The organism is Arthrobacter sp. BPSS-3, assembly GCF_044628475.1.
Taxonomy (GTDB): Bacteria; Actinomycetota; Actinomycetes; order Actinomycetales; family Micrococcaceae; genus Arthrobacter.
In genome coordinates this window covers 62,848-89,097 of sequence record NZ_JBIMMV010000002.1, presented here as the reverse complement: position 1 = coordinate 89,097, position 26,250 = coordinate 62,848, and the positions used below count along the sequence as shown (strand labels likewise).

The 26,250-nt window shown below is 68.0% G+C and carries 25 protein-coding genes and 1 tRNA gene; 4 read left to right on the top strand and 22 right to left on the bottom strand.

What is annotated here, in order from left to right:
- Nucleotides 1-55: 55 nt before the first annotated feature.
- The 20 genes from atpA to argS all read right to left on the bottom strand — a co-directional run bounded on the left by atpA (nucleotide 56) and on the right by argS (nucleotide 22,231).
- Nucleotides 56-1,693 carry a F0F1 ATP synthase subunit alpha gene (atpA, locus tag ACFVY3_RS03380; protein ID WP_290257405.1) on the bottom strand — a complete coding sequence of 546 codons (1,638 nt, stop codon included), beginning with the start codon at nucleotides 1,691-1,693 and terminating at the stop codon, nucleotides 56-58.
- 87 nt (nucleotides 1,694-1,780) lie between these two features.
- Nucleotides 1,781-2,605 (bottom strand): F0F1 ATP synthase subunit delta, encoded by an 825-nt coding sequence (locus ACFVY3_RS03375; RefSeq protein ID WP_400158770.1) that lies wholly within the window; start codon nucleotides 2,603-2,605, stop codon nucleotides 1,781-1,783.
- Nucleotides 2,605-3,156 (bottom strand): F0F1 ATP synthase subunit B, encoded by a 552-nt coding sequence (locus ACFVY3_RS03370; RefSeq protein ID WP_400158769.1) that lies wholly within the window; start codon nucleotides 3,154-3,156, stop codon nucleotides 2,605-2,607. The genes ACFVY3_RS03375 and ACFVY3_RS03370 overlap by 1 nt, the downstream gene beginning before the upstream one ends.
- A 54-nt stretch (nucleotides 3,157-3,210) precedes the next feature.
- Nucleotides 3,211-3,429: an ATP synthase F0 subunit C gene (gene atpE / locus ACFVY3_RS03365; protein WP_003804776.1), complete on the bottom strand. Its 219-nt coding sequence runs from the start codon at nucleotides 3,427-3,429 to the stop codon at nucleotides 3,211-3,213.
- A gap of 80 nt (nucleotides 3,430-3,509) precedes the next feature.
- Complete coding sequence (atpB, locus tag ACFVY3_RS03360) at nucleotides 3,510-4,310, bottom strand: F0F1 ATP synthase subunit A (protein WP_146337178.1); 801 nt, start codon at nucleotides 4,308-4,310, stop codon at nucleotides 3,510-3,512.
- A gap of 91 nt (nucleotides 4,311-4,401) precedes the next feature.
- Nucleotides 4,402-4,731 (bottom strand): hypothetical protein, encoded by a 330-nt coding sequence (locus tag ACFVY3_RS03355; RefSeq protein ID WP_290257398.1) that lies wholly within the window; start codon nucleotides 4,729-4,731, stop codon nucleotides 4,402-4,404.
- A complete protein-coding gene (locus ACFVY3_RS03350; RefSeq protein ID WP_364134735.1) occupies nucleotides 4,718-5,209 on the bottom strand; it encodes a hypothetical protein in 492 nt (163 codons plus the stop codon). The genes ACFVY3_RS03355 and ACFVY3_RS03350 overlap by 14 nt, the downstream gene beginning before the upstream one ends.
- A 79-nt stretch (nucleotides 5,210-5,288) precedes the next feature.
- A complete protein-coding gene (locus tag ACFVY3_RS03345) occupies nucleotides 5,289-6,314 on the bottom strand; it encodes a glycosyltransferase family 4 protein (protein WP_400158768.1) in 1,026 nt (341 codons plus the stop codon).
- The gene (locus ACFVY3_RS03340; RefSeq protein ID WP_400158767.1) at nucleotides 6,311-8,188 is read right to left on the bottom strand and encodes a polysaccharide biosynthesis protein; all 1,878 of its coding nucleotides are present in this window, start codon (nucleotides 8,186-8,188) and stop codon (nucleotides 6,311-6,313) included. The genes ACFVY3_RS03345 and ACFVY3_RS03340 overlap by 4 nt, the downstream gene beginning before the upstream one ends.
- Before the next feature lie 99 nt (nucleotides 8,189-8,287).
- The gene (locus ACFVY3_RS03335; RefSeq protein WP_400158766.1) at nucleotides 8,288-9,250 is read right to left on the bottom strand and encodes a glycosyltransferase; all 963 of its coding nucleotides are present in this window, start codon (nucleotides 9,248-9,250) and stop codon (nucleotides 8,288-8,290) included.
- Between the two features lie 5 nt (nucleotides 9,251-9,255).
- Nucleotides 9,256-10,167, bottom strand: coding sequence for a glycosyltransferase (locus tag ACFVY3_RS03330; RefSeq protein ID WP_400158765.1), 912 nt, complete (start codon nucleotides 10,165-10,167; stop codon nucleotides 9,256-9,258).
- A gap of 1 nt (nucleotide 10,168) precedes the next feature.
- Nucleotides 10,169-10,918 carry an L-threonylcarbamoyladenylate synthase gene (locus ACFVY3_RS03325; RefSeq protein ID WP_400158764.1) on the bottom strand — a complete coding sequence of 250 codons (750 nt, stop codon included), beginning with the start codon at nucleotides 10,916-10,918 and terminating at the stop codon, nucleotides 10,169-10,171.
- A 4-nt stretch (nucleotides 10,919-10,922) separates the two neighbouring features.
- Nucleotides 10,923-11,837 carry a peptide chain release factor N(5)-glutamine methyltransferase gene (gene prmC, locus ACFVY3_RS03320; protein ID WP_400158763.1) on the bottom strand — a complete coding sequence of 305 codons (915 nt, stop codon included), beginning with the start codon at nucleotides 11,835-11,837 and terminating at the stop codon, nucleotides 10,923-10,925.
- Between the two features lie 42 nt (nucleotides 11,838-11,879).
- Nucleotides 11,880-12,953 (bottom strand): peptide chain release factor 1, encoded by a 1,074-nt coding sequence (gene prfA / locus ACFVY3_RS03315; RefSeq protein ID WP_400158762.1) that lies wholly within the window; start codon nucleotides 12,951-12,953, stop codon nucleotides 11,880-11,882.
- Between the two features lie 298 nt (nucleotides 12,954-13,251).
- On the bottom strand, nucleotides 13,252-15,348 hold the full coding sequence (rho, locus tag ACFVY3_RS03310) for a transcription termination factor Rho (protein WP_400158761.1): 2,097 nt from the start codon (nucleotides 15,346-15,348) through the stop codon (nucleotides 13,252-13,254).
- 309 nt (nucleotides 15,349-15,657) lie between these two features.
- Nucleotides 15,658-16,644, bottom strand: a complete 987-nt coding sequence (gene thrB, locus ACFVY3_RS03305) for a homoserine kinase (RefSeq protein WP_400158760.1) — start codon at nucleotides 16,642-16,644, stop codon at nucleotides 15,658-15,660.
- A gap of 2 nt (nucleotides 16,645-16,646) precedes the next feature.
- Complete coding sequence (thrC, locus tag ACFVY3_RS03300; RefSeq protein ID WP_400158759.1) at nucleotides 16,647-17,753, bottom strand: threonine synthase; 1,107 nt, start codon at nucleotides 17,751-17,753, stop codon at nucleotides 16,647-16,649.
- Nucleotides 17,754-19,082 (bottom strand): homoserine dehydrogenase, encoded by a 1,329-nt coding sequence (locus tag ACFVY3_RS03295; protein WP_400158758.1) that lies wholly within the window; start codon nucleotides 19,080-19,082, stop codon nucleotides 17,754-17,756. It abuts the gene before it with no gap.
- The gene (gene lysA, locus ACFVY3_RS03290) at nucleotides 19,083-20,561 is read right to left on the bottom strand and encodes a diaminopimelate decarboxylase (RefSeq protein WP_400158757.1); all 1,479 of its coding nucleotides are present in this window, start codon (nucleotides 20,559-20,561) and stop codon (nucleotides 19,083-19,085) included.
- A gap of 5 nt (nucleotides 20,562-20,566) precedes the next feature.
- The gene (gene argS / locus ACFVY3_RS03285; RefSeq protein WP_400158756.1) at nucleotides 20,567-22,231 is read right to left on the bottom strand and encodes an arginine--tRNA ligase; all 1,665 of its coding nucleotides are present in this window, start codon (nucleotides 22,229-22,231) and stop codon (nucleotides 20,567-20,569) included.
- Nucleotides 22,232-22,357: 126 nt separating this feature from the next.
- Between argS and ACFVY3_RS03280 the strand changes: the two genes are divergently transcribed.
- Nucleotides 22,358-22,430 (top strand) — tRNA-Arg (locus ACFVY3_RS03280).
- Nucleotides 22,431-22,495: 65 nt separating this feature from the next.
- Here the strand turns inward: ACFVY3_RS03280 and ACFVY3_RS03275 are convergent.
- Nucleotides 22,496-23,476, bottom strand: a complete 981-nt coding sequence (locus ACFVY3_RS03275; protein WP_400158755.1) for a cation diffusion facilitator family transporter — start codon at nucleotides 23,474-23,476, stop codon at nucleotides 22,496-22,498.
- Nucleotides 23,477-23,587: 111 nt separating this feature from the next.
- On the opposite strand from ACFVY3_RS03275, the gene ACFVY3_RS03270 reads away from it, so the two are divergent.
- On the top strand, nucleotides 23,588-24,634 hold the full coding sequence (locus tag ACFVY3_RS03270) for a M4 family metallopeptidase (protein ID WP_400158754.1): 1,047 nt from the start codon (nucleotides 23,588-23,590) through the stop codon (nucleotides 24,632-24,634).
- A gap of 41 nt (nucleotides 24,635-24,675) precedes the next feature.
- Complete coding sequence (locus ACFVY3_RS03265) at nucleotides 24,676-24,963, top strand: protealysin inhibitor emfourin (RefSeq protein ID WP_400158753.1); 288 nt, start codon at nucleotides 24,676-24,678, stop codon at nucleotides 24,961-24,963.
- A gap of 6 nt (nucleotides 24,964-24,969) precedes the next feature.
- On the opposite strand, the gene ACFVY3_RS03260 is transcribed toward ACFVY3_RS03265, so the two are convergent.
- Nucleotides 24,970-25,935, bottom strand: coding sequence for a GlxA family transcriptional regulator (locus tag ACFVY3_RS03260; protein ID WP_400158752.1), 966 nt, complete (start codon nucleotides 25,933-25,935; stop codon nucleotides 24,970-24,972).
- Nucleotides 25,936-26,016: 81 nt separating this feature from the next.
- On the opposite strand from ACFVY3_RS03260, the gene ACFVY3_RS03255 reads away from it, so the two are divergent.
- Entirely contained in the window at nucleotides 26,017-26,184 is a 168-nt protein-coding gene (locus ACFVY3_RS03255; RefSeq protein ID WP_400158751.1) for a hypothetical protein, read from the top strand.
- The last annotated feature ends 66 nt before the right edge of the window (nucleotides 26,185-26,250 follow it).

Below are 26,250 nucleotides of genomic sequence, written 5' to 3'. Positions count from 1 at the left end.
CGTTGGGCCGGGACTGCCGGACCCTCGAGGGATCCGGCAGTCCCGGCCTACGGAACTAGCGCTTCTGCTTGACGATTTTTTCCTGGTCGACCTGGTCTTCATCGATCGGGGCGTACTCCTCGTGCCCCGCACCGACCAGCAGGCTGTCGCCCTCGCCGAAGAAGCCCTTCTTGAAGTCCACAATCGCGGTCTTCAGTGCTTCTGCGGTGTCGTCGCTCATCACGTTGGTCTGCGCCAGCGTGGTCAGGATGGAGGACTTGTGCTTGAGGTGCTCCAGGAACTCGGTCTCGAAGCGGTTGATGTCCTCAACCGGAACGTCGTCGAGGTAGCCGTTGGTGCCGGCCCAGATGGAAACGACCTGGTCCTCAACCGGGAACGGCGAGTACTGGCCCTGCTTCAGGAGTTCCATCAGGCGTGCGCCACGGGTCAGCTGCTGGCGCGAAGCCGCATCCAGGTCCGAGGCGAACATGGCGAAGGCCTGCATGTCGCGGTACTGGGCCAGTTCCAGCTTCAAGGTACCGGAGACCTTCTTCATGGACTTCACCTGGGCGGCGCCACCGACGCGGGACACGGAGACACCGACGTCGACGGCGGGACGCTGGTTGGCGTTGAAGAGGTCCGACTGCAGGAAGATCTGGCCATCGGTGATCGAGATGACGTTGGTCGGGATGTAGGCGGACACGTCGTTCGCCTTGGTCTCGATCAGCGGCAGACCGGTCATGGAACCTGCACCGAGCTCGTCGGAGAGCTTTGCACAACGCTCCAGCAGACGGGAGTGCAAGTAGAAGACGTCGCCCGGGTAGGCTTCGCGTCCCGGCGGGCGGCGCAGCAGCAGCGACACGGCGCGGTAGGCTTCGGCCTGCTTGGACAGGTCGTCGAACACGATGAGGACGTGCTTGCCGCCGTACATCCAGTGCTGGCCGATGGCCGAACCGGCGTACGGTGCCAGGTACTTGAAGCCGGCCGGGTCGGATGCCGGGGACGCCACGATGGTGGTGTACTCCAGCGCGCCGTTGTCCTCAAGGGTCTGGCGGACCGCCGCGATGGTGGACGCCTTCTGGCCGATGGCGACGTAGATGCAGCGGACCTGCTTGTTCACATCGCCGGAGGCCCAGTTGGCCTTCTGGTTGATGATGGTGTCGATCGCGATGGCGGACTTGCCGGTCTGGCGGTCACCAATGATCAGCTGGCGCTGGCCGCGGCCGATCGGGATCATCGCGTCGATGGCCTTCAGGCCGGTCTGCATCGGCTCGTGGACCGACTTGCGCTGGGTCACGCCCGGGGCCTGGAGTTCCAGGGCACGGGTGGTCTCGGCCTTGATCTCGCCGAGGTCGTCAATCGGCTGGCCCAGCGGGTCAACCACGCGGCCGAGGAAGGCGTCGCCCACGGGTACGGACAGAACCTGTCCGGTGCGGTGCACTTCCTGGCCTTCTTCGATGCCCTTGAAGTCACCGAGGACGATGACGCCGATCTCGCGGACGTCGAGGTTCTGGGCGAGGCCCAGCGTGCCGTCTTCGAAGCGAAGCAGCTCGTTCGCCATGACCGAGGGGAGGCCCTCAACACGGGCGATGCCGTCACCTGCGGTCGTTACACGGCCAACCTCTACGCGCTCTGCGTTACCGGGTTCGTAGGACGCCGCGAACTCGTTCAACGCATTACGGACGTCGTCGGCGTTGATGGTCAAATCGGCCATCTGCAGTCCCTGCTCTCCTGTTTTCGTGATCATCGTTGCTCACGATGACCGGGGTTTCTTGTCGGTAAGTTGTGCTTGTCCGGCTGACTAGGCAAGCTGTCGCTGGAGCTGGCCCAGGCGGCCGAGGACAGAAGCGTCAACCACTTCGTCGCCTACCTGGATCCGGATTCCACCGATCAGTGCCGGGTCAATGTTCATGTTGAGCTTCAGCTCGCGGCCGTAGAGGGCGTTGAGCGCCGTCTGCAGCCGGCCGGTCTGTTCCGCCGTCAGCGGACGGGTGACGCTGACCGTGGCAATCCAGCGCTGCTGGCGCTTGGCTGCAAGCTCCGCAAAACGGCTGACGAGCCGGGTGACCTTGAGTCCTCGGGGCTGCGCGACGGCCTGGCCGATGAGGACCTTGGCCTCCTCGCTGGCACCGGGGACGAGCTTGGCGGCAAGGGCAGCCTTGGCTGCCTGGCTCGCCTGCGGCTCGGACAAGGCACGCTGAACCTCGTGGCTGGCGTCGACGGCCTGGTTGAAGCTGAAGAGGTCGTTCTCCAGTTCCTCCAGTCCGCTGAGGCCCGAGGCAGAGACTGCCGACTTGTTTTCAGCAACGGCAATGACCACCGTGGCGGCCAGGGTCTCGAGTGCATCGCCGATGTCGCGGGCCGATGCCCAGCGTGAGCCGGCCAGTCCGCTCGCGATCTGCACGGCGTCAGCGGAGACTTTCCCGCTGAACAGCTGCGTGACCAGCGCCGACTTCTCGCTGCCGGTGCGGGACGGGTCGGTCAGGGCGCGGCGCAGGCCAGCGGAGCTGTCCACCGTTCCCAGGATTCCGAAGAGTTCCTTAGCCAACTGCAGCGACGCGTTGGGAAGCGTGGGCTCCAACGCGGCGAGTGCCGCGGTCAGCGATTCGCTCGATACACCTGCCATTACTTAGCTGCACCTGCGCTCTGGTTCTCCAGATCTGCCAGGAAACGATCGACCACTCGGGCCGAACGTGCATCGTCGGTGAGGGCCTCGCCGACGATCCGGCTTGCCAGCGTGGTGGCCAGCGTGCCGACCTCCACGCGCAGCGACACAACGGCCGCCTGACGCTCGGATTCGATCTGGGCGTGCGCCTGGGCGGTGATGCGGGCAGACTCGGCAGCTGCCTTCTCCTTCAGATCCGCCAGGATCTGGGCGCCTTCGGCACGGGCTTCCTCGCGGATGCGGTTGGCCTCGGTGCGGGCATCCGTCAGCTGCTGCTTGTACTCTTCGAGTGCCGCAGTGGCCTCAGCCTGGGCCTTTTCGGCCTTGGCAATGCCGCCCTCAATCGCCTCGGCACGCTCTGCGAAGTTCTTCTCGAACATCGGGACAACGTACTTCGTCACGATGTAAAGGAGAACAGCAAAGCCTACGAGGACGACAAACATTTCCCAGATGTTGGGAACGAGGGGGTTGGACCCTTCCTCGCTGGCGGCTGAGATGATCAGCTGCTTCATATTTCACCCGTCCTTATCTACTCGGTTCTGGATGTTCGCTAGTGTTCTGAAGGTTTACTTGAGAACGAATGCGAAGACCAGGCCGAGGATGGCGAGGGCTTCAGTCAGCGCGAGGCCGAGGAATGCGATCGGCTGCAGGACGCGCTGGGCTTCCGGCTGACGTGCAACGCCGTTGATGTAAGCAGCGAACACGAGACCCACACCGATACCACCGCCAATGGCGGAGAGGCCGTAGCCGATGAGGTTGAGGGAGCCGTTGATGGAGCCTTCCATTTTTCTTCCTTTCAAGATGCCACCCGTGTGGCAGGTTGTTTGGGTTGCTTCATCCCCCGGAGGGGAAGTCTTTTGGAGCCTTAGTGGCTGTCGGCGTGCAGTGCGCCTTCGATGTAGATCGCGGTCAGCAGCGTGAAGACGTACGCCTGCAGCGCCATGATCAGCGCCTCCAGCATGTACATCGCCAGCGAGCCGGCGAGGACCAGAACCGAGGCGCCCTTGAGCAGGACGTTCTCCTGCATGACCAGGAACTCGATGCCGGAACCGGCGATCATCACGATCAGGTGGCCGGCCAGCATGGTGGCGAACAGACGGAGGCTGTGCGTCACCGGGCGGACCAGGAAGTTGGAGATGATCTCGATCGGGATAACGATCGGAAGAATGTAGACCGGCACGCCGCTGGGGACCGTGGCCAGCTTGAAGTACTTCAGGCCGTTCTTCTTGATGCCGATGGCAATCCAGGTCACGTAGACGATGGCTGCCAGCACGTAGGCGCCGCCGACGTGGGAGAAGCTCGGGAGCTGGATCACCGGGATGGCGCCGTAGATGTTGTTCACCAGGATGAAGAAGAACAGGCTGAACAGCAGCGGGACGTACTTGATGAAGTCCTTGCCGCCGATGATGTCCTTGGCGATGCCGTTCCGGACGAAACCGTAGGCGGCCTCGCCGGCGAACTGCAGCTTGCCCGGAACGAGCTGCTGCTTCCGCGCGGCCAGCACGAAGAAGGTGGCGATAATGACGACCGAGAGGATCACCAGCAGCATCTGCTTGGAGAATCCTTCGGCAGCACCCCAGGGCAGGATTGCCGGCAGGTGCATTTGTTCAATTCCGGGAGGAGTAAACTCTCCTGAATCTTGGGCCGGGAGCGCAAGCGCGATCAACGCGTTTCCTCTCTGCAGTGTCCATCATTGGGCGTTGGGCGGGGAGCGACGGCATTGCTGCCAACCAGTCCCCCTCTGAAATTTTTTGGCATTACTGTTCCGCGTCCTTGGACGGGCCACCTGCAGCGCCGTCTTCACCAGCCGTAGACCGGTGGCTGGTGAGGCCGTGCATATGAGAAAGATAGAACCCTCCCGCAGCTCCAAGCAGGGCGCCTGCGAGCACAATCCAGCGGGTTCCCCACAGATTATCCAGACCCCACCCTATCAAACTCCAGACGATGATTCCGCCAACAATGTAGCTGAACACTGCGATCCCGGCGTTGTATCCGCCGTCGTCGCCGTCCTTTGAGACGCCGGGGGCACCGGTGGTACCGCGCGGCTTCCGGGGGGTGTTCTCGTCTCGCTCTTTACGGTCCGGCATGGGGTCCGCCTTCCGTGGAGTCGGGGTCGTTGTAGATCTGCAGCCGGGCTTTGCTGAAGCCGATGATCTCGGCGGCCTGCCAGGCCACGACGGTGACGACGGCGCCGATCAGGAACCAGCGGGCGTGCAGCCAATCCGGGGCACCCAAGACAAACAGGACGACAGCGAAGCCGACGACCTTGATGAAGTAAGTGGCGACGAACATGCCGATCGCCCCGGAGGGATTGTTCCGGCCGACGAAGTGTCCGACCAGCAGGCTGATGGCGAAGAACGCCATCACCAGGACACCGCCGAAGGCGCTGGAGAGGGCACCGAAGCCGCCGTTGAAGATCCAGGCCGGAACGGCCGTCACCACCAGTGCTGCGGCGGCCGTCACCGAACTGAGCGCCAGCAGGCGCAGCCAGAGTGACGTGGTGGGTCCAGAAACGCCGACGCGTCCGCGGCCGGGCGTGCGTCCGGGCTCGGCGTTGGAGGTCATGGGATCCCAATCGTCGCTGGCGGTAAGGGCGGGGGTGCGGAGAAGTCCGCCCCTGAATTCTACACGAGATAGAACATGGCTAGGCCACGGGGAGGCGGGTGACCTTGGATTTGCGGCGGTAGCGGCGGATGAGGTCCGGGCTGGCGACGTACAGTACCAGCACCGCCAGGCTGGCCGCGACGCAGAGCGCCACGACGGGCAGCGGCGCCGTCGCGGCGGTGAAGCCGAGGACGATCACGGCAGCGGTGCAGACGGTGACAGCGGCGGAGGACTGCAGGTGCGAGAAGCCGACGTCGGTCAGCCGCTGGTAGACATGCTCGCGGTGCGAGGCGTACCACCGCTCCCCCGCCTTGATCCGGCGCAGCAGCGTGTAGCCGGTATCCGCCACGTACACCAGGATGGGCGAGAGCACGTACTCGACGTACACGCCGCTGAAGAAGCCAGCAATGGCGAGGGCGGCCACGGAGGCGCCGAGAAGGTAGCTGCCGACGTCGCCGAGGAACACCGAGCCCCGGCCCAGGTTCCAGGGCAGGAAGCCGAGGAAGGCCATGGCCAGGATGGCGCCGCCGGCGGTGAGCCAGGGCTGGTCCGAGAGGGACCCGGCGGCCGCGTAGGCGGCGCCCACGGTGACGCCGTGCAACCCGGAGATGCCGTTGATGCCGTCCATGAAGTTGGCGATGTTGACGTAGGCGGCGACCGCGACGGCGGCGAGCGGCAGCCACCAGAAGGACTGGCCCGTCATGACGATCAGCACCGCCGAGCCCGCGGCCCCGATGCCCAGCTGGGCTCCGGCACGGCCGCGGATGGAGAGCCCGCGCAGGTCTTCGGTCCAGCCGACGGCGGCACACGCGCCGATGATCAGCAGCACGACGGCGAACACCGCACGGTTGACGGTGACGGCGCCGGTAAGGACGGCCACCCCATAGCCGGCCGCGGTGGCCAGCGCCGCGGCCAGGCCCATCCCACGGATGGTGGTCTTCACGTGCGAGGACCGCGCGGACGGCACGTCCACCACGCCGAGCCGGATCAGCCAGGGCTTCACCGCATAGGGCAGCAGCAGGCTGGCCAGGAGCGTGACGGCGGCGGTGACCAGCAGGGCGGTCACGAGGCGACCCGGACGATTCTGATCGGTCCCGTCTCGTCCGACTCGTCGTCGGGGATCTCCGCGATGCTGGCGCCTTGTTCCGCCTCGCAGCGTTCCAGCCAGACTCTAAGGTCCAGCGTGGCCGGGTCCTGTTCGGTGGCGCGGGTGTGGGAAATCTTCGGGTGCAGCGGGCGCTGGTCCAGTTCGCCGGTGCCCACGAGCTCCTCGTGCAGCTTCTCCCCCGGCCGCAGCCCGGTGTAGATGATCTCCACCTTCTTGCCGGACATGGCGATCATGCGTTGGGCCACGTCAAGGATCTTGACCGGTTCGCCCATGTCCAGGATCAGCACGTCGCCGCCGGCGCCGATGGCTCCGGCTTGGATGACCAGCTGGCAGGCCTCGGGGATGGTCATGAAGAAGCGGGTGACCTCGGGATCGGTCACGGTCACCGGACCGCCGACGCGGATCTGCTCGGTGAAGAGCGGAAGCATGGATCCGCGGCTGCCCATGACGTTGCCGAAGCGGACGGAGACGAACCTGCTGCCGGTCTGGCCCGCCATCCAGGCGGTCAGCTTCTCCGCGACGCGCTTGGAGTGGCCCAGGGCGGTGGTGGGGTTCGCGGCCTTGTCCGTGGAGATGTTCACGAAGTGGGAGACCCCGGCACTCCGGGCGGCCTGCAGGACGTTCAGCGTGCCGCAGACGTTGGTCTTCCAGGCCTCGACCGGATACTGCTGCAGCAGCGGCGCGTGCTTGAGTGCGGCCGCGTGGAAGACCACCTCCGGACGGCGGTCGGTGAAGATCTCCTTCAGTGCCTCGCCGTCGCGGATGTTCGCCAGCACGGTGTCCCGGCCGGCCAGCAGGCCGCGGCCGGTGATGGAGATCTGGGTCTGCTGGAGTCCGGTCTCGTCGTGGTCGAGCATGATCAGCTCGGCGGGGCCGAACGGCATGATTTGGCGGCACAGCTCGGAGCCGATCGAACCGCCGGCGCCGGTAACCAGCACGCGCTTGCCCTTGATGTAGCCGGCGATCTCGTCGACCTTGATGTCCACCGGGCGGCGGCCGATGAGGTCCTCCACCGCGACGTCGCGGAAGTCGGAGAACCCGGCGGGGGCGGAGCCGCCGAGCATGTCCCGCAGCGGCGGCAGCACCAGCACCCGGATGTTTAGGCCGGCGACGGCGTCGGAAATGCGCCGCACCACGGACGCCTCGACGTTGGCGAACGCCAGCACCAGGACGGTGGCGCGGGTGCGCCGGATGATGGCGGGCAGGTCTTCGCCGCGGCCCTGGACCTGGACGCCGGAGAGCCGGAGGTGCTTCTTGGCAGGATCGTCATCGATTAGGCCCACCGGGAAGTACGGGGACTCCGGATCCTGGATCATCCGGGTCAGGAGGGAGTTGCCGAGGAAGCCGGCGCCGTAGATGAGGGTGTTCTGCGCGCCGTCGCCGGGCCGGGTGCGGCTCTCGACGTACAGCCGCTTGGCGTAGCGGGCGGCACCCATGAAGAGGCAGGCGAACGGGAACGCGATCAGGCCGACGCTGCGGCCAATGTTGATGGCTTCGTAAAGCACCAGCAGGCTGGCGGTGATGGAGGCGGCGACGATCACGGTCACGAAGACCAGGGCCCGCGCCTCCTGGAAGCTTCCGAACGGGTAGCGGCCGCGGTAGAGGGCCAGGGCGTAGCCGGTCAGCACCTGGACGACGACGGCGATCGCCGCGATTACGGCGGCTCCGGCGAACTGCTCGACGCGGATCCCCATCTCGTAGCGCAGCAGCAGGGCCAGGATCACGGCCACCACCCAGGACATGGAGTCCAGGATGAGCTGGATCCAGATCCAGAGGGCCGGCTTTTCGTCCCGGATCTGCTCGGATTCTCGAGCTTCAGATTTCGTAGTCAACAGAGTGTGCAACCGACTTCCAGTACTGCGGCGGCAAGGCGCCTGGGTCAAAAAAGTACCCGCGCGGGACTGTCGGACAGCGCGGAACCTAGAACGATACTAAGCCGTTTCGTTCCTGCGGCCCGCATCTGCGGGCAGCGGCGGCATGGGTTTCCAGGCCCGGTCGCGAAGGATTTCGCGCGATTCCCGCCATCCCTGCCAGAGCGCGGCGACCCCCTTGAGGGTGCGTTCGACAAGGACCAGTCGAGCGATTTCCTTGCCGAACGTCAGCGCCGTTCCGGCCGCGAACCCTGCACGGTTGTACCGGCCGTGGGACCGGAGGTACTGGGCGACGTGGCCGCGGTTGCGCATCACGTAGCGCCGGCTCAGGTCGGAGGAATCGTTGAGGTGGCGCAGGCCGAGGTCCACCTGGCGCTGCGCCCGCACCTTCCGGATCACGAAGGCATTGACGTACACCACCGGCGTGCGTTGCGCGGCGAGCCAGCCGTAGACGGCGTCGTCCCAGGTGATGAAGAAGCGCGGATCGGGAAGGCCGATCTCGCGCGCCACGGACGCCCTGATCAGCATGCCCTCGAAGTTGCCCACGTTGGTGCGGAAGACGTCGGAGTGCTTGAACACGTCGCGGGATACCGGGAGGAAGACGCCGAGGGCGTCGACGAAGTGGTGCTGCCAGAAAAAGGGTTGACCGTTGGCGTCGTAGCGGCGTCCCACGATGCATGAGTAGTCCGGCGTGAACCTCGCCAGCGCGTCGACAGCCCCGGGGAGGACCTCGACGTCGTCGTCCATCAGCCAGAGCCATTCGGCGCCGGCCGCCAGCGCGAGTTCGACGCCACGGGAGAAACCGCCGGCTCCCCCGGCGTTGGTCTCCAGCCGCTCGTACTGCAGGGGAAGGTCGCCCGCAGTCCTGGCCCGGTCGATCACCGCGGCGGTGCCGTCCGTGCTGGCGTTGTCGACGACGATGATTCCCTCGGGTTTCGTGTCGAGTCGGGCGAAGGAGTCCAGCAGGTTCGCCAGGAACTCCGCCCGGTTGTAGGTGACGACGACGGCGTAAAGCTTCTCCACGCCGCCTAGCCGTTCCGGGCCATCAGGTCCGCGGGTGCGCCGAAGCCCTTGCCCAGGAATCCTGTGGAGTATGCGCGGAACCAGTGTGCCAGCCCCTTCAGGTCGCCGGTCTTCAGGAAGTAGTACGGGAAGCCGACCACGTCCGCCCCGAACCAGCGCAGGTTGCGGTATTTGCGGGTCAGGTAGCCACGGTTGCGGAAATAGCAGTAGCGCTTGAAGTTGCCCTCCGGAATGACCGGGGTGATGAAGCCGCCGAAGACCGGCTTCATCTCGGTCCAGGTGGCGGGGTGCTGGACGGCGACGCTGGCCAGGGTGCCGTACTTGAGCCCGGCCTTCTTGACCCGGGACAGGAAGTCGACCTCGTCGCCGCGGATGAAGAACTTCACGTCCGGAATGCCGATCGTGTAGAAGACCTCGGTGCGGATCAGGGCGCCGTTGAAGAAGTGGACCATGTCCGGCAGGTAGCCCATCGGGGCCAGGCGGGACCGGTCGTTGGTGAGCAGGCCGTTGATCCGGAAGTTGAAGGAGAGCCGGTTGGGATCGGCCGTGGCCGCGACCAGGGGGCTGATGATGTCCAGCCCATGTTCGTCGGCGGCCTTGAGGAGCTCCTCGAGGCAGCTGGCGTCCTCCGGGTGCCCGTCGTCGTCCATCATCCAGATCCACTCCGCGCCGGAGGCCATGGCGGCCAGGATCGCGTAGGCGAAGCCGCCGGCTCCGCCGAGGTTCGCCTCGGAGCGCAGGTAGTTGATGTTGTCCATGCCCTGTTCGGCGACCAGCCGGTCGGCCGGGTCCGTGCCGGAGTCCACCAGGGCGATCGAGTGGATCTGGGCCGTCTGTGCGGCGAGGCCCTTCAGCAGCAGGGCGAGTTCCTCGTGGCGGTTGAAGGTGACGGCCGCGACGGCGACTTTGGGCTGCACTCTAGGCCTCCGGGGTTTCTGCGGTCTCGACAGTCGGTTCCTCGACAGCCGTTTCCCCCGCGGCGAGCTCTTCCGCGGCCGCCGGTTCCTCGCCGGCACCGAGCACGCCGGGCACCACCTCGCGGATCCGTTCCAGGCTGATGGCGCCCTGCCGGACCACGCGCAGCGGCAGCGACGTCGCGTCGATGATGGTCGACGGCGCGGACTCGGCCTCGCCGTCCACTGGACGGCGGCCGCCCTCGAGGTAGACCTCCACGGACTCGGCGAGCATCGCCTCGGCCTCGGCGGCGGTCTGCGCGGCGGGCCGGCCGGTGCGGTTGGCGGAGGAGACCGCCAGCGGCCCGGTCAGCGTGAGCAGGTCCTGGGCGACGTCGTCGGCCGGCAGGCGCAGCGCGACGGTGCCTTTGGTCTCCCCGAGATCCCAGTCCAGGGAGGGCTGGGCGTGCAGAATGAGGGTCAGGCCGCCGGGCCAGAAGGCCTCGGCCAGTTTGCGGGCCTCCGCGGGAACCTCGGTGGCCAGGCCGTCGAGGGCATTCAGCCGCGGAATCAGGACCGGCGGCGGCATCTGCCGGCTGCGGCCCTTGGCGGCCAGCAGCAGGGTCACGGCCATCGGCGAGAAGGCGTCCGCGCCGATGCCGTACACCGTGTCGGTGGGCAGGACGACGCATTTATTCTCGCGGATCGCCTTCTGGGCGTGTTCCAGTCCGGCCGCGCGCTGGGCCGCATCGTTGCAATCGTAGCTAGTGGTCACTGGCCTATCCTTTCATTCCGGGCTGGGCTTCGCGGTCCGCGCCGCCGGTGGGACTTGCCAGGCGCCGGGCGCTGGTGGCCCGCTCCCGGCCGTTGAGGTCCAGATGGGTGGTGATACCGGTCCAGTGGCCGGTGGCCTCCATCATCCGGGCGATCCAGCCGGCCTGCACCTCGGCGTGCTCCATCACGAAGTAGCCGCCGGGGACCAGCAGCCGCGCGGCGGACGCCGCGGCCGCCGCCGGGAGCTCCATGCCGTCCGCTCCCCCGCCGTACAGCGCCTCGGGCGGATCGTGCAGGGCCACCTCGGGTTCGTTGGGCACTGCTTCGGCCGGGATGTACGGCGGGTTGGACACGACGACGTCGAACGTTCTGTCGTGCTCCGGCAGCGCGTCGCGCAGGTCGCCGCGGACCAGCCGGACCCCCAGCGGGAGCAGGTTCTTCGCCGCCCAGGCGTGCGCGAATTCGCTGTATTCGACCGCGTGCACCTCCGCGCCGGGGACCTCGCGCGCAATCGACCCGGCGATCGCCCCCGAGCCGGTGCCGAGGTCCGCCACCTTGGGCCTGGCGGGCCGGCCTGGCGCCGCCAGCCAATCGATGACCAACTGGACCACGGACTCGGTCTCCGGACGCGGGATGAAGACTCCGGGGCCGACGGCGAGTTCGAGGTAGCGGAAATGCGCCACCCCGGTGATGTGCTGCAGCGGGATCCGGCGCGCGCGTTCGGCCACAAGATCCGCGTACCCCTCCGGGGCCGGACTGTCGCCGAGCAGGAGGGCGCGGAGCCGCCCCGGCCCGACGCCCAAGAGGTGGCCCGCGAGGAGCTCCGCGTCGACCTTGGGGCTCGGCACGCCGGCGGCGGCCAGCACCGCCGTCGCCCCGCGGACGGCGTCGGCGAGGCTCTGTGCGGGATCAGGCGTCATCGTGGTCGGTCATCAGTCTCGTCGGATGGTCGCGCCGGGGCGCTAGTCGCCGATGGCGTCGAGGCGGGACTGTTCGTCCATCTCGATGGCGGACTGGATCACCGGTTCCAGGTCGCCGTTCATCACCTGGTCGAGGTTGTACGCCTTGTAGCCGGTGCGGTGGTCCGCGATCCTGTTCTCCGGGTAGTTGTAGGTGCGGATGCGCTCCGAGCGGTCCATGGTGCGGATCTGCGACTTGCGCTGCGCCGAGTTCTCGGCGTCGATCTGCTCCTGCTGGTGGGCCAGGATGCGGGCGCGGAGCACGCGCATGCCGGCCTCGCGGTTCTGCAGCTGGGATTTCTCGTTCTGCATCGCGACGACGATGCCGGTGGGAAGGTGGGTGATGCGCACCGCGGAGTCGGTGGTGTTCACGGACTGGCCACCCGGGCCGGAGGAGCGGTAGACGTCGATCTTGAGGTCGTTCTGGTTGATTTCCAGTTCCTCGGGCTCGTCCACCTCGGGCAGCACCAGGACGCCGGCGGCGGAGGTGTGGATCCGGCCCTGGGATTCGGTGACGGGCACACGCTGGACGCGGTGGACGCCGCCTTCGAACTTAAGCCGGGCGAAGACGCCTTCGGCGGGGTCGTTGGAGTTGCCCTTGACGGCCATCTGGACGTCCTTGTAACCGCCAAGGTCCGACTCGGTGGACGAGATGATCTCGGTCTTCCAGCCGCGGGATTCCGCGTAGCGGCTGTACATCCGCAGCAGGTCGGCGGCGAACAGGGCGGCCTCGTCGCCGCCTTCGCCGCCCTTGACCTCGAGGATCACGTTGCGGGCGTCGTCCGGGTCGCGCGGGATCAGCAGGCGGCGCAGCTTGGCGGCGGCCGTCTCAAGGGACTCCTCCAGCTCGGGCACCTCGGCCGCGAACTCGGGATCCTCGGCAGCCATCTCCTTCGCCGCGGCCAGGTCATCGTTGAGTGCCTCCCAGCGGTGGTAGGCCTCCACGATGCCGTTCAGCTGCGCGGACCGCCGCCCCAGCTTCCGGGCCAGCTTCTGGTCGGCATACACAGCAGGATCCCCGAGCTGCGCCTGGATGGCAGCATGCTCATCCAACAGCCCCTGTACGGACTCAAACATTTCAAAACCTCTTTCGACTTCTACAAGTCTAGTAACGCGACGACAAAGGTGGGAAAACAGCGAAGCCGTTCGGTTTCTGCCGCCCCGGGAGTGCGATCGATGACTCCCAACCTTCGCAAGCTCAGGTCGGGGCCCGTGTCATCTTTCTTGCGGGCCTGTCGGAGCCGGGTGGCTTGCGATCGGAGATCGCAAGCCAACCGGCGGAGGGGCGGGGGCGGCAAAACCGAACGGCGAAGGCGGGGGCGGAAACCCACGCGGCTCACCGCGCGGGAGTTCCGGCACCCCGCCTTGTACTCAGCTACTTGTCGTTATCGGACTTCGCACCAAGCGTCGTCTTCTGCACCTGCATGAGGAACTCGACGTTGCTCTGGGTCTCCCGGATCTTGTTGGTCAGCAGCTCAAGGCTCTGCTGGGTCTCGAGACCGGAGAGGACGCGGCGCAGCTTCCACATGATCTTGACTTCCTCGGGCGAGAGGAGGTTCTCCTCACGACGGGTGCCGGAGGCGTTGACGTCCACGGCCGGGAAGATGCGCTTGTCCGCCAGCTGACGGGACAGGCGGAGCTCCATGTTGCCGGTGCCCTTGAACTCTTCGAAGATGACCTCGTCCATCTTGGAGCCGGTCTCGACGAGAGCGGTGGCCAGGATGGTGAGCGAGCCGCCGTTTTCGATGTTGCGGGCGGCACCGAAGAAGCGCTTCGGCGGGTAGAGCGCCGCCGAGTCCACGCCACCGGAGAGGATGCGGCCGGAGGCCGGCGCGGCCAGGTTGTAGGCACGGCCCAGGCGGGTCATGGAGTCCAGCAGGACCACCACGTCCATGCCCATCTCGACGAGGCGCTTGGCGCGTTCGATGGAGAGTTCGGCCACGGTGGTGTGGTCGTCGGCCGGACGGTCGAAGGTGGAGGCGATGACCTCGCCCTTGACGGTGCGCTGCATGTCCGTGACTTCTTCGGGACGTTCGTCGACCAGAACCATCATGAGGTGGACCTCAGGGTTGTTCGTGGTGATGGCGTTCGCGATGGACTGCAGGATCAGCGTCTTGCCGGCCTTCGGCGGGGAAACGATCAGGCCGCGCTGGCCCTTGCCGATCGGGGCCACCAGGTCGATAACGCGGGGGCCGATCTTCTTGGGGTCGGTCTCGAGGCGCAGCCGCTCGGACGGGTAGAGCGGCACCAGCTTGGCGAACTCCACGCGGTCCTTGAGTTCCTCGGCGGTCTTGCCGTTCACCGAGGTGACGCGGACCAGCGCGTTGAACTTCTGGCGGGCGGACTGCTGGTTGCTGCGGTCTTCGCCTTCGCGCGGGGCGCGGATGGCTCCGACGACGGCGTCGCCCTTGCGCAGGTTGTACTTCTTGACCTGGGCGAGGGAGACGTAGACGTCGTTCGGGCCCGGCAGGTAGCCGGAGGTGCGGATAAACGCGTAGTTCTCCAGCACGTCCAGGATGCCGGCGACCGGCAGCAGGACGTCGTCCTCGGTGACCTCGACGTCGTCGACGTCGGGACCCTGGTTGCGGCCGCGGCGGCGTTCGTTGCGGTCGCGGAAGCGGTCGTTACGGTTGTTGTCCTGGCGGTCGTTACGGTCGTTACGGTCGTTGCGATCGTTACGGTCCCGGCGGTTGCGGCGGTTCCGACGGCTGCCGCCGTCGTTGTCGTCGTTGTTGTCGCGGTTGTCCCGGTTGTTGTCGCGGGCGTTCTCGCGTCCGGCGTTCTCGTCACGGTTGCCGCGGCCGCGGGTGTTCTCGCGGCGCTGGGCGTCGTCGTTGCTCTGCTCGGCCTGACGCTGTTCACCCTGTCGCTGTTCGGGCTGGCGCTGCTCGGCAGCGGGCTGCTCGGCCGGAGCCTCAGGGGCCTCCGCCTGGCCGGCAGCCTGGGCTGCTGCTTCGCCGCGGCGGCGGTTACGGGTCCGCGGCTGGCGGGCGCGGTCGTTGGTCTCGGCGGGCTGTTCGGCCATAGCGGTCTCGACGGCCGGCTGGGCTTCCACGGCGGCGGGAGCCTCGGTGGCGGTGCTGATGATGCCGTCGCTGCCGGCGCGGCGGCTGCGGCCGCGGCGGGCACGCGGGTTTTCCTGCGCCGGGGCCTCGGCAGCGTTGGAAGAGGCAGCGCCGTTGGAAGAAGCGCCGTTCGACGCAACAGAGCCGTTGGAGATGATTCCGTTGTCGCTGGCCTTCTCGGCAGCGGCGGGGGCCTTGCTCACCGGGGTGCCGGCGCGGTGGGCGGAGATGGCGGTCACCAGATCGCCCTTACGCATCCGGGAACCCCCGGAGATTCCCAACTGGCTGGCCAGGGCCTGCAGCTGGGCGAGCTTCAGGCCGGCGAGGCCGCTGCTCTTGGCGGGTGCTGCCGAAGCAGCAGAAGATGATGAGTCCACAGCTGGAGACAGCTCGGTGGTTTCGGTCACGAAGGATCCTTCCCCCTCGACGGCGTCCAGGCTAGGAGCTGGACGCGGTGATTGATCTGGGCTGCAGTTCAGATCTGCAGCCGGGATTTGCGGCCTTGCCGGACTCAAACCGGCCGGCAGGGCCGGATACTGCTACACCAGGACACGTTCCGAAATGGAGGAACGGCCGGCTGACTTTTCAGGGGTACAGAGTGCTTCTGTAGCGTCCTGCGCCAGACGGAAGCAGGTGGCACCGGAAAATATTGCGCAGTGAAAGATGAGAGTGGGCAACGTGGCCGACATCGCGGTCTTTTGAAAAAGCTAGCGTGATTACCGCCGGTGCACTTCCACTTTAGCACCTTCACTGTCCACGGCCAGCGTCATCACGCGCCAGGACACGCCCGGCGTGTTGGCCGCGGTGTACTCGGCGATGAAGGCCTGCGCCTCGGCCGCCCGCTCCGCACCGTCGGCGAGCACCAGGACCGTGGGTCCGGCACCGGAGACGACGGCGGCGTGGCCGGCGCGGCGCAGGGCGGCTATCAGGTCCGCGCTGGGGCGCATGGCCTGGGCCCGGTAGCTCTGGTGCAGGTAGTCCTCGGTGCCGGGCAGCAGGAAGGCGGGGCTCTGGGTCAGGGCGTGGATCAGGAGCGCGGCGCGGCCGGAGTTCATGGCCGCGGCATGGTGCCCCACGGACGCCGGCAGCAGCGCCCGGGCCGCCTCGGTGGAGAGTTCGTAGTCAGGAACGGCCACCACGGGAACGATGTCCGCGTGCACGACGGCGCAGGTGCTGCTGTACTGGTCACTGTCCTGCCATGACAGCGCCAGTCCGCCGAAAATGGCGGGTGCGACGTTGTCCGGGTGCCCCTCCAGGGTGGAGGTGAACTGCAGGATCCAGTCCCTGCCGCGACGGTCCGCGGCCGGGACCAGGGCGTTGGCCGCCGAGGCTGCCGCCACCACCGCGGCGGCCGAGGACCCGAGCCCCCGCCCGTGCGGGTTGACGTTGTCCGCGGTGATCCGGAGGCCCGCGTGCCGGTATCCGAGCCGGTGCAGTGCCTCAGTCAGCGCCCGGGCCACCAGGTGGCTGGCGTCGCGCGGCAACGTGTCCGCCCCCTCGCCGCTGAGGTCGAATTCCAGTTCCCCGCTGTCGAGGGTCTCCACCGTAAGGGTGTCGTGGAGCGACAGGGCCAGGCCCAGGCTGTCGTAGCCGGGGCCCAGGTTGGCACTGGTGGCCGGGACCCGGACGGTGACGGACTGTCCGGCCGCCACCGTGGGCGTGTCGGCGGCGGACTCCGCCGGGACGGTGAGGGTGGTCTCCACTGCTAGTGCTCTTCCAGTCCCAGTTCCGCGGCGACGGTGACGACGTCGTTGGCGACCTTCACCGGCTGGACGTCGCTGCCATCCTCGGTGCGGAGTGCCCACTGCGGGTCTTTCAGGCCGTGGCCGGTGACGGTGATGATGATCGTCTTGCCGGCCGGGACCTCGCCTGCCTCGTGCTTCTTGATCAGGCCCGCGACGCCGGCCGCGGAGCCGGGCTCGACGAAGACGCCCTCGCGGGCGGACAGCCAGCGGTGCGCGGCGAGGATTTCGTCGTCGGTCACGGCCTCGATCACGCCGCCGGATTCGTCCCGGGCGGCGACGGCAGTCTCCCAGGAGGCGGGGTTGCCGATCCGGATTGCCGTGGCGATGGTGTCCGGTTCGGTGATCGGGTGGCCGGCGACGAACGGCGCGGCACCGGCGGCCTGGAAGCCCCACATCACCGGGGTGCGGGTGGCGACGGCGGGCAGCGACCCGGCGGTGGCGGACTCGTAGGGCGCCGAGTATTCCTTGTAGCCCTTCCAGTACGCGCTGATGTTGCCGGCGTTGCCGACCGGGAGGATGTGGATGTCCGGTGCGTCACCGAGGGAATCAACCACCTCGAACGCGCCGGTCTTCTGGCCCTCGATCCGGGCCGGGTTGACCGAGTTCACCAGGAACACCGGGTAGGACTCCCCGAGCTTCCGGGCGATCTCGAGGCAGTCGTCGAAGTTGCCGTCCACCTGCAGCAGGGTGGCGCCGTGGGCGATCGCCTGGCTGAGCTTGCCCATGGAGATCTTGCCCTCGGGCACCAGCACGGCGCAGCGCAGGCCGGCGGAGGTGGCGTAGGCCGCCGCGGAGGCGGAGGTGTTGCCGGTGGAGGCACACACCACGGCCTTGGCTCCGGCGGCGACGGCGGCCGTCATGGCCATGGTCATGCCGCGGTCCTTGAAGGAACCGGTGGGGTTCATGCCCTCGACCTTGAGGTAGACCGTGCAGCCGGTGAGCGCGGAGAGTTTCTGCGCGTGGACCAGCGGGGTGCCGCCCTCGCCCAGGGTGATGACCTTCGTGGCCTCGGTGACCGGCAGGCGTTCGGCGTATTCGCGGATAACTCCGCGCCATTGGTGAGCCACTTAGACCCCTTCTACCCGCAGTACGGATGTGACTGAATTGATGACGTCCAGGCCCTTGACGGCCTGGACGGTGGCCGCGAGGGCGGCCTCGCTGGCGCGGTGCGTGACAATCCGCAGCTCCGCCGAGGTGGCCGGAGAGGACGGTTCGCGGTGCACTGTCTGCCGCATGGTTTCGATCGAGACGCCGTGTTCGGCAAACAGCTGCGCGATCCGCGCAAGCACGCCGGGCTGGTCCGCCACGTCCAGGCCGATGTAGTAGCTGGTGACGGCGGCGTCGATGGGCAGCGCGGGCACGTGTCCGGTGGTGGTCTCGGTGCGGCCGGGGCCGCCCAGGACGATCCGCCGGGCCGCGGACACCAGGTCACCGAGCACGGCGGACGCGGTGGGGGTGCCGCCGGCGCCCTGGCCGTAGAACATCAGCTCGCCGGCGTTCTCGGCCTCGATGAATACCGCGTTGAAGGCGCCGCGGACGGCGGCCAGCGGGTGTTCGCGGGGCAGCAGGGTGGGGTGCACGCGCACCGACACGCCCTCGTTTCCGGCCGTTTCCGTACCGGAGCCGCTGAGCTTCTCGGCGATGGCGAGGAGCTTGATGACGAACCCGGCGTCCTTGGCCGCGGCGATGTCGGCCGCGGTGACGCCGGTGATGCCCTCGCAGTACACGTCTTCCAGGGCGAAGCGGGTGTGGAAGGACAGGGAGGCCAGGATGGCGGCCTTCGCCGCGGCGTCGAGGCCCCCGACGTCGGCCGTGGGATCCGCCTCCGCGTAGCCGAGCCGCTGGGCCTCGGCGAGGGCATCGGCGAACTGCGCCCCGGTACTGTCCATCTGGTCGAGGATGAAGTTGGTGGTGCCGTTGACGATCCCCAGGACGCGGGTGATCCGGTCCCCGGAGAGGCTGTCCCGGATGGGACGCAGGATGGGGATCGCGCCGGCGACGGCGGCCTCGTAGGAGAGCTGCACGCCGGCCTTGTCCGCCTCCTCGTAGAGGGTGGGGCCGTCCTGGGCCAGCAGGGCCTTGTTTCCGGTGACCACGGAGGCGCCGTGCCGGATGGCGGTGAGGATGTGGGTGCGCGCCGGCTCGATGCCGCCCATCAGTTCGATCACCAGGTCCGCGTCCTTGACCAGGGACTCGGCGTCGGTGGTGAACAGGTCCGCCGGCAGTTCGACGTCGCGGCGGGCGTCCGGCGTGCGCACGGCGATGCCGCTGAGCTCCAGGCGGGCACCGGTGCGGGAGGCGAGGGCGTCGGCGTCGTCAATGAGAATCCGCGCTACCTGGGCCCCGACGTTGCCACAGCCCAGCAGGGCCACTTTCAAGGTACGCATTTCGCTCATTCAGGCTCCCATGTCGCGGTTCAGCAGGTCTTCTTCGGTTTCGCCGCGGACAATGAGCCGGGCTTCTCCATCGCGCAGGGCAACAACGCCCGGACGGGCCAGATAGTTGTAATTGCTTGAGAGGACCCAGCAGTAGGCGCCGGTCCCCGGTACAGCGAGCAGATCACCGGCTGCCACGTCCTCGGGCAGATATACATCTCTAACAACTATGTCGCCGCTCTCGCAATGTTTGCCCACCACGCGGGACAGCTGCGGGGCCGCGCTGGAGCTGCGGGAGGCCAGGACCGCCGAATAATCCGCGTCGTACAGCACCGGGCGGGCGTTATCGCTCATGCCGCCGTCCACCGACACATAGCGGCGGGGGTACGTAACGTTATCCAAGCCTTCGGCGCCGCCGGCGGGCGCCGGGGCGTCCACGCGCACGGTTTTCAGGGTGCCGACCTCGTAGAGCGTGAAGGTGCTGGTGCCCACGATCGCGCGTCCGGGCTCGATCGAGATCCGCGGTGCGGTGATGCCAAGCTCGGCCACCTTGGCGCGGACGACGGCGGCCATCGCCCGGGCAATCTCCGCGGGCGGGCGCGGGGTGTCCACCGGGGTGTAGGCGATGCCGTAGCCGCCGCCGAGGTCCAGCTCGGGCAGTTCGACGGAGTACTTCGAGCGCATCGCGGCGAGGAAGTCCAGAAGCTTCTCCGCGGCCACGGCGAAGCCGTCGGGTTCGAAGATCTGCGAGCCGATGTGGCAGTGCAGGCCCAGCAGCTCGATGCTGGCGTGGCCGGCGGCGGCGGCCACGGCCTCCTCCGCGGCGGAGAGCCCGGCCTGCTCGGTGGAGTCGCCGGCCATGGAGAGGCCGAACTTCTGGTCCTCGTGGGCGGTGGCAATGAATTCGTGCGTGTGGGCGTGGACGCCCGGGGTCAGCCGGAGCATGACCTTGGCGGTCTCGCCCCGGTTGGCGGCAATCGCCGCGACGCGCTCGAGCTCGGGAAGGCTGTCCACCACGATCCGGCCCAGGCCCATGTCCAAGGCGCGGTGGATCTCGGCGTCGGACTTGTTGTTGCCGTGCAGCGCGACGGCCGCCCCGGGGATGCCGGCGCGGGCCGCGACGGCCAGCTCGCCGCCGGAGGCCGTGTCCAGCCGGAGGCCTTCCTCTTCGACCCAGCGGACGACGGCGGTGCAGAGGAAGGACTTACCGGCGTAGTAGACGTCCACTCCCCCGCAGATGTCGGCGAAGGCCTCGTTGAAGGCGTCCTGGAAGGCGCGCGCCCGGGCCCGGAAGTCGGTCTCGCTCATGACGAAGAGCGGGGTGCCGAACTGCCGCTGCAGCTCGCTGACCGGAACCCCGTCGATGGCGAGCTCGCCGCCGTCGGTGCGGGCGACGCCGGCGGCCCACATCGGCGCGTACAGGGCATTCAGGTCGGCCGGGACGTCCAGCCAGTCCGGGGCGAGCGGGGACGCGGCGTTGTTGGCGGGGCTTGCGGTCATGATGGTCACATCCGTTCCGGCGCCGAGACGCCCAGCAGGTCAAGTCCGTTGGCGAGCACCTGGCTGGTGGCGTCGTTGAGCCACAGACGGGTGCGGTTGAGGTCGGTGACAGCTTCCTCGCCGAGGGGAGCCACCCGGCAGGCGTCGTACCAGCGGTGGTAGGCGCCGGCGATGACCTCGAGGTGGCGGGCCACGCGGTGCGGTTCGCGCAGCTCGGCGGCCTTGGCCACGATCGAGGGGTAGCTGCCCAGGTGCGAGAGCAGTTCGTTCTCCGTGGCGTGGTCCAGCAGGGCCGCGTCGAAGGCCTCCCGGCCGTCCACGGTGCGCTCGACGCCGGCGGCGGCTGCGTTGCGGGAGGCACCGCGGGAGCGGGCGTGGGCGTACTGGACGTAGAAGACGGGGTTCTCGTTGCTGTGCTTCTTCAGCAGTTCCGGGTCCAGGGTGAGCGGCGAATCGGCGGGGAACCGGGCCAGGGAGTAGCGCACGGCGTCCTTGCCCAGCCAGGAGATCAGGTCCTTGAGCTCGATGATGTTGCCGGCCCGCTTGGACAGCTTGGCACCGTTGACGGACACGAGCTGGCCGATCAGGACCTCGATGTTGACCTCGGGGTCGTCGCCCGCGGCGGCCGCGATGGCCTTAAGCCGGTTGATGTAGCCGTGGTGGTCGGCGCCGAGGAGGTAGATCTTTTCGGTGAAGCCGCGGTCCTTCTTGGACAGGTAATAGGCGGCGTCGGCGGCGAAGTAGGTCGGCTCGCCGTTCGCGCGGATCATCACGCGGTCCTTGTCGTCGCCGAAGTCCGTGGTCCGCAGCCAGACGGCGCCGCCGTCGTCGTAGACGTGGCCCTGCTCGCGCAACCGGGCCACGGCACTGGCGATCGCCCCGGCGTCGTGGAGTTCCTGCTCGGAGAAGTAGACGTCGAAGGCGACGCCGAACTCCGCGAGGGTCTGCTGTATGTCCTTCAGCTGCGCCTGGTAGGCGGAGGCCCGGATGACCGGCAGCGCTGCCACGTCCGTCAGCTCCCGGATGGCCGGGTGCTCGGCGAGGACCTCGTGGCCCAGGTCGGCAATGTATTCGCCCGGGTAGCCGCCCTCGGGGACATCGCGGCCGTGCAGGCGGGACAGCACGGAGTTGGCGAAGACGTCCATCTGCGAACCGGCGTCGTTGATGTAGTACTCCGCCGTGACGTCCGCGCCGGAGGCCCGGAGCACGCGGGCGATCGAATCGCCCAGGGCGGCCCAGCGGGTGTGGCCGATGTGCAGCGGCCCGGTGGGGTTGGCGGAGACGAACTCCATGTTCACGGTGCGGCCCGCGAGCGCGGTGTTGGTGCCGTAGCCGGCCCCCGCCTGGACGATGGCCTTGGCCAGCGCGCCCGCGGCGGCGGCGTCGACCGTGATGTTCAGGAACCCGGGCCCGGCGATGTCCACGGCGGCCACCCCGGCGATCCCGGCCAGACGCTCGCTCAGGAGCCCGGCCAGCTGGCGGGGGTTGGTCCCGGCCGGCTTCGCCAGCTGCAGGGCGATGTTGGTGGCCCAGTCCCCGTGGTCCCTGTTCTTCGGCCGCTCCACGCGGACAGCCTCCGGAATATCGGTGGCGGCGAGGGCGATCTCACCGGCGGCGACGGCGTCCTGGAGGCAGGCGGATATGGCAAGGGAAAGTTCTTCTGGGGTCACGGTTCAAGCCTACCGGGGGCCCGCATCTGCGCGGAATTCCGGCACCCGCTGCGTCGTTTTCGTTTGCGGCCCACCTTCCTGCTAAGCTCTAGGACGTCCCGCCGGTGACGGCAGGAATCCCTGATTGCCCTCGTAGCTCAGGGGATAGAGCGTCTGCCTCCGGAGCAGAAGGCCGTAGGTTCGAATCCTACCGAGGGCACAGTGAGAACCCCTCCGCTTCAGCTGAAGTGGAGGGGTTCTTTGCGTTGCGCCCGGGTTCTCCGGCTAGGGGGTCGCGCCTTCCTTGTCCGCGCTGATGTGCAGGGGCTGCTCGTCCGGCGTCGCCAGGGTCAACACCGCCTCCTCGACCGTCTCGTGGTCCTCGAGTTCGCGTTCGATCCGGCGAAGCGCCACGGCCACCTCATGCTCGGGGTGGTCGCCCTCCAAGTCCACGGCCGCGACCAGGTAGAGCTTCCGCGGGCCGACAAATTCGAGGTGCAGGTAGGTGAGTCGGGCGATATCCCGGTGCTCCAGCACGCGGCGGGCCATGGACTGTTCGATGTCGCTGGTGACGCCCTGGCCCACCAGGAAGCGGCGGTTCCGGTCGATCAGCACGACGGCGACGACGGCCAGCAGGACGCCCACGACGATCGAGCCGATCGCATCGGGCAACGGGGAACCGGTGACCTGGTGCAGGAAGACACCGACGAAGGCGACCACCAAGCCGATCAGCGCCGCGGCGTCCTCGGCGAAGACGGCCCGCAGCGTCGGATCGGAACTGATCAGCACCTGCTCCAGGGTGTGGCGGTCCAGTTCGTGCGCTGCCTTACGGGTCTGCCGGAACGCCTGGACGAAGGAAATCCCCTCGAAGACAAATGCCGCTGCCAGGACGATGTAGGCCACCATGAAGTCCGCCGCGGGCTCCGGCGCGATGATCTCCTGGATGCCGTGCATGATCGAGACCACGGCGCCGGCGGTGAAGAGTCCGAACGCCGCGAACATGGACCAGACGTAGGCCTCACGGCCGTAGCCCATGGGATGGCTCTTGTCCCGCGGCCGGGCCGAACGCCGCTCCGCAAAGAAGAGGAAGACCTGGTTGCCCGTGTCCGCCCACGAGTGCGCGGCCTCCGCGGTCATCGACGCCGAACCGGAGAGGACCGCCGCGACCGATTTGGCGGCCGCCACCAGCACGTTCATCGCGAACGCGATGATCACGGTCAGCAGCGTGGAGCTGGACTTCTTCTTCTCTTTACCGGAGTGTGCCATGGGCTTACCGTACCCGCCGGGACGACCGCCCGACGGATCCGGCGGCACCCCTGCCAAATGTCGCACCCCGCTCGTAGGCTGGTCGCATCGGCTAGAGCAAAGGGGTCTCACATGTACTGCTCCATCATCCCGCCCTACCTGTTGCGCCGGCTGGCGGCACAGACGTCGGAACCCCGGCTGGAGGCGGCCGCGCGCGCCGCCCGGGAGGCGTTGCTGCACGTCAAGAGCTTCCAGGCCGCACGGGCCGCGACGGCTCCGACGGCCCCGCCGGGAATTCGCCAGGTGGCGCCAGGTCCGCCGCAGCGCACCATCTATGACGCGAAGGGCTCGGAGAACCTGCCCGGAGTCCTGGTCCGCAAGGAGGGTGAGCCGGCCACCTCGGATCCGGCCGCCGATGAGGCGTATGACGGGCTCGGCCACACGCACCGGCTCTACGCGGACGCTTTCGGGCGCAACTCGGTGGACGGCAACGGCCTGCCCCTGGACGCCACGGTGCACTACGGGCAGCGCTACGACAACGCGTTCTGGGACGGCCACCAGATGGTCTTCGGCGACGGCGACGGCCAGGTGTTCAACCGGTTCACGGTGGCGCTCAGCGTGATCGGCCACGAGCTCACCCACGGCGTGACCCAGTTCTCGGCGGGGCTGACCTACCGGAACCAGTCCGGTGCGCTGAACGAGTCCGTCTCGGACGTCTTCGGTGCGTTGGTGGAACAGTTCGTCCGGCAGCAGGACGCGGCGCAGGCCAGCTGGCTGATCGGCGAGGGCCTCTTCACCGACCAGGTCCAGGGCGTGGCGCTGCGCTCGATGAAGGCGCCGGGCACGGCGTACGACGACGACGTCCTGGGCAAGGACCCGCAGCCCGACTCGATGGATGGCTACGTTCACACCAGCTCGGACAACGGCGGGGTGCACCTGAACTCCGGCATTCCCAACCGGGCGTTCTACCTCACGGCCACCACCCTCGGCGGGAACGCATGGGAGGCCCCGGGACGGATCTGGTACGAGACCCTGACCGGAGGATCGCTGAAGCCGGCGTCGACGTTCAGCGCCTTCGCCAAGGCCACGGCGGCCTCCGCCCAGGAGCTGTTCGGAGCGGATTCACCGGAGCATGACGCGGTGCGCTCGGCGTGGGAAACTGTCAAAGTCAGGCTGTAAGGCGGCAGCCGGCCGTAATCCTGGTGGCTGGAGACGAACCCATGAAGATCACCGTGCAGCGCAGCGGCGGCGTCGCGGGATTCCAGCGCGTCTGGAGTACCGAACCCGCGACGCAGGACGCCGTGGACCGTTGGCGGGGCCTGATCGAGGCCTGCCCATGGGATGACCTCCCCGGGGACGCGGACGAGGCCCCGCAGCCGGACCGGTTCGTCTACAGCATCCGCGCCGGCCGGCGCCGCGCGACCCTGCCCGAACGGCACGTCACGGGTCCGTGGCGCGAGCTGGTCGAGTGCGTGCGCGCCGACGCCGGGGACTCGCCCCGGGAGTAGCCCTCCCTAAACCGCAGCGAGGTGGCCGCGGAAGGCTCTCCGGTATGACTGCGGGCTGGTGTCGAGCACCTTGGCGAAGTGGTGGCGGAGCAGGACGGGGTGGCCAAACCCGGACTCCCGTGCAACCTCATCGATGGTCAGGTCCGTCGTCTCCAGCAACTCCTGGGCGCGGAGCACGCGCTGGGAGTTCAGCCACGCCGCCGGCGTCGCCCCGGTTTCGGCCCGGAAGCGCCGGGCAAAGGTCCGCGGCGACATGTGAACCCGCCGCGCCAGCTCGTTGACAGGGTGCTCCTCCCCCAGGTTGCCGACCATCCAGCGCAGCAACTCCTCCATCGGCTGGGACCCGCACCGGGGAACCGGCCGGTCGATGAACTGGGCCTGTCCGCCGTCGCGGTGCGGGGGCACCACCATGTCGCGGGCAATGCTGGCGGCCACCGCCGCGCCGAATTCCAGCCGCACCAGGTGCAGGCTCGCGTCGATCCCCGCGGCGGTCCCGGCGCTGGTGATGATCCGGCCGTCCTGGACGTACAGCACGTTCTCGTCCACCACCGCCTCGGGGTACCGCTCGGCAAGTTCGCGGGAGTAGTGCCAGTGGGTAGTGCAGCGCCGGCCGTCCAGCAGCCCGGCCCGGGCCAGGGCGAAGGCCCCCGAGCAGATGGACATCACCCACGCGCCGCGCTCGTGGGCGGCGCGCAGGGCCTCGATCACGGCGTCGGGAACATCGGAGTCCTTGCCGAACGGGGTCATGATCACCAGGTCCGCGTCCGCCGCCGCGTCCAGGCCGAGTCCCACGTGCAGGGTGGGGCCGGACTGCATCGGGACGTCCCCGGGGACGGGGGTGACGATCCGGAAATCAAAGGCCGGCAGGCCCGCGCCGCGGCCGGAACGGTCAACGCCGAACACCTCGAAGGCGGTGCCGAATTCGAAGATGGAAAAGTTGGGAACCACGATCATTGCCACCGAACGGATCATGATTCAAGTGTGGCAGAAATTTTAGCTTTTTGGGCTTTTCTGCCACTTATTTTTGACCCGTCACCGGCGAACCATAGAGCTATGGAAATCCTCGGAATCGCCGTCATCATCCTGGTTATCGCCGTCGCCGCGGCCACCCTCCGCGCCCTCCGCAAGGATGGACTGGGCCACAATCCGCCCGTCCGCTCGGAGGACTACTGGATGGCCCACGACCTGCCAAGCACCGGCTACACGCTGCGGAATCTCTAATCGCGGCCGCCGGCTTCACACAGCGGCGGGGGGGGGGGGGGGGGGGGGGCCAACGCGCAAGCACAG

Coding starts and splice junctions, on each gene's coding strand:
- ACFVY3_RS03375 (WP_400158770.1), bottom strand. CDS start 2,605: ATGGCAGGTGTATCGAGCGAATCGCTGACCGCGGCACTCGCCGCGTTG.
- prfA (WP_400158762.1), bottom strand. CDS start 12,953: ATGTTTGAGTCCGTACAGGGGCTGTTGGATGAGCATGCTGCCATCCAG.
- ACFVY3_RS03270 (WP_400158754.1), top strand. CDS start 23,588: ATGTACTGCTCCATCATCCCGCCCTACCTGTTGCGCCGGCTGGCGGCA.
- ACFVY3_RS03295 (WP_400158758.1), bottom strand. CDS start 19,082: ATGAGCGAAATGCGTACCTTGAAAGTGGCCCTGCTGGGCTGTGGCAAC.
- lysA (WP_400158757.1), bottom strand. CDS start 20,561: ATGACCGCAAGCCCCGCCAACAACGCCGCGTCCCCGCTCGCCCCGGAC.
- ACFVY3_RS03350 (WP_364134735.1), bottom strand. CDS start 5,209: ATGACCTCCAACGCCGAGCCCGGACGCACGCCCGGCCGCGGACGCGTC.
- prmC (WP_400158763.1), bottom strand. CDS start 11,837: ATGACGCCTGATCCCGCACAGAGCCTCGCCGACGCCGTCCGCGGGGCG.
- ACFVY3_RS03355 (WP_290257398.1), bottom strand. CDS start 4,731: ATGCCGGACCGTAAAGAGCGAGACGAGAACACCCCCCGGAAGCCGCGC.
- ACFVY3_RS03370 (WP_400158769.1), bottom strand. CDS start 3,156: ATGAAGCAGCTGATCATCTCAGCCGCCAGCGAGGAAGGGTCCAACCCC.
- ACFVY3_RS03260 (WP_400158752.1), bottom strand. CDS start 25,935: ATGATCCGTTCGGTGGCAATGATCGTGGTTCCCAACTTTTCCATCTTC.
- ACFVY3_RS03275 (WP_400158755.1), bottom strand. CDS start 23,476: ATGGCACACTCCGGTAAAGAGAAGAAGAAGTCCAGCTCCACGCTGCTG.
- atpE (WP_003804776.1), bottom strand. CDS start 3,429: ATGGAAGGCTCCATCAACGGCTCCCTCAACCTCATCGGCTACGGCCTC.
- ACFVY3_RS03255 (WP_400158751.1), top strand. CDS start 26,017: ATGGAAATCCTCGGAATCGCCGTCATCATCCTGGTTATCGCCGTCGCC.
- ACFVY3_RS03265 (WP_400158753.1), top strand. CDS start 24,676: ATGAAGATCACCGTGCAGCGCAGCGGCGGCGTCGCGGGATTCCAGCGC.
- atpA (WP_290257405.1), bottom strand. CDS start 1,693: ATGGCCGATTTGACCATCAACGCCGACGACGTCCGTAATGCGTTGAAC.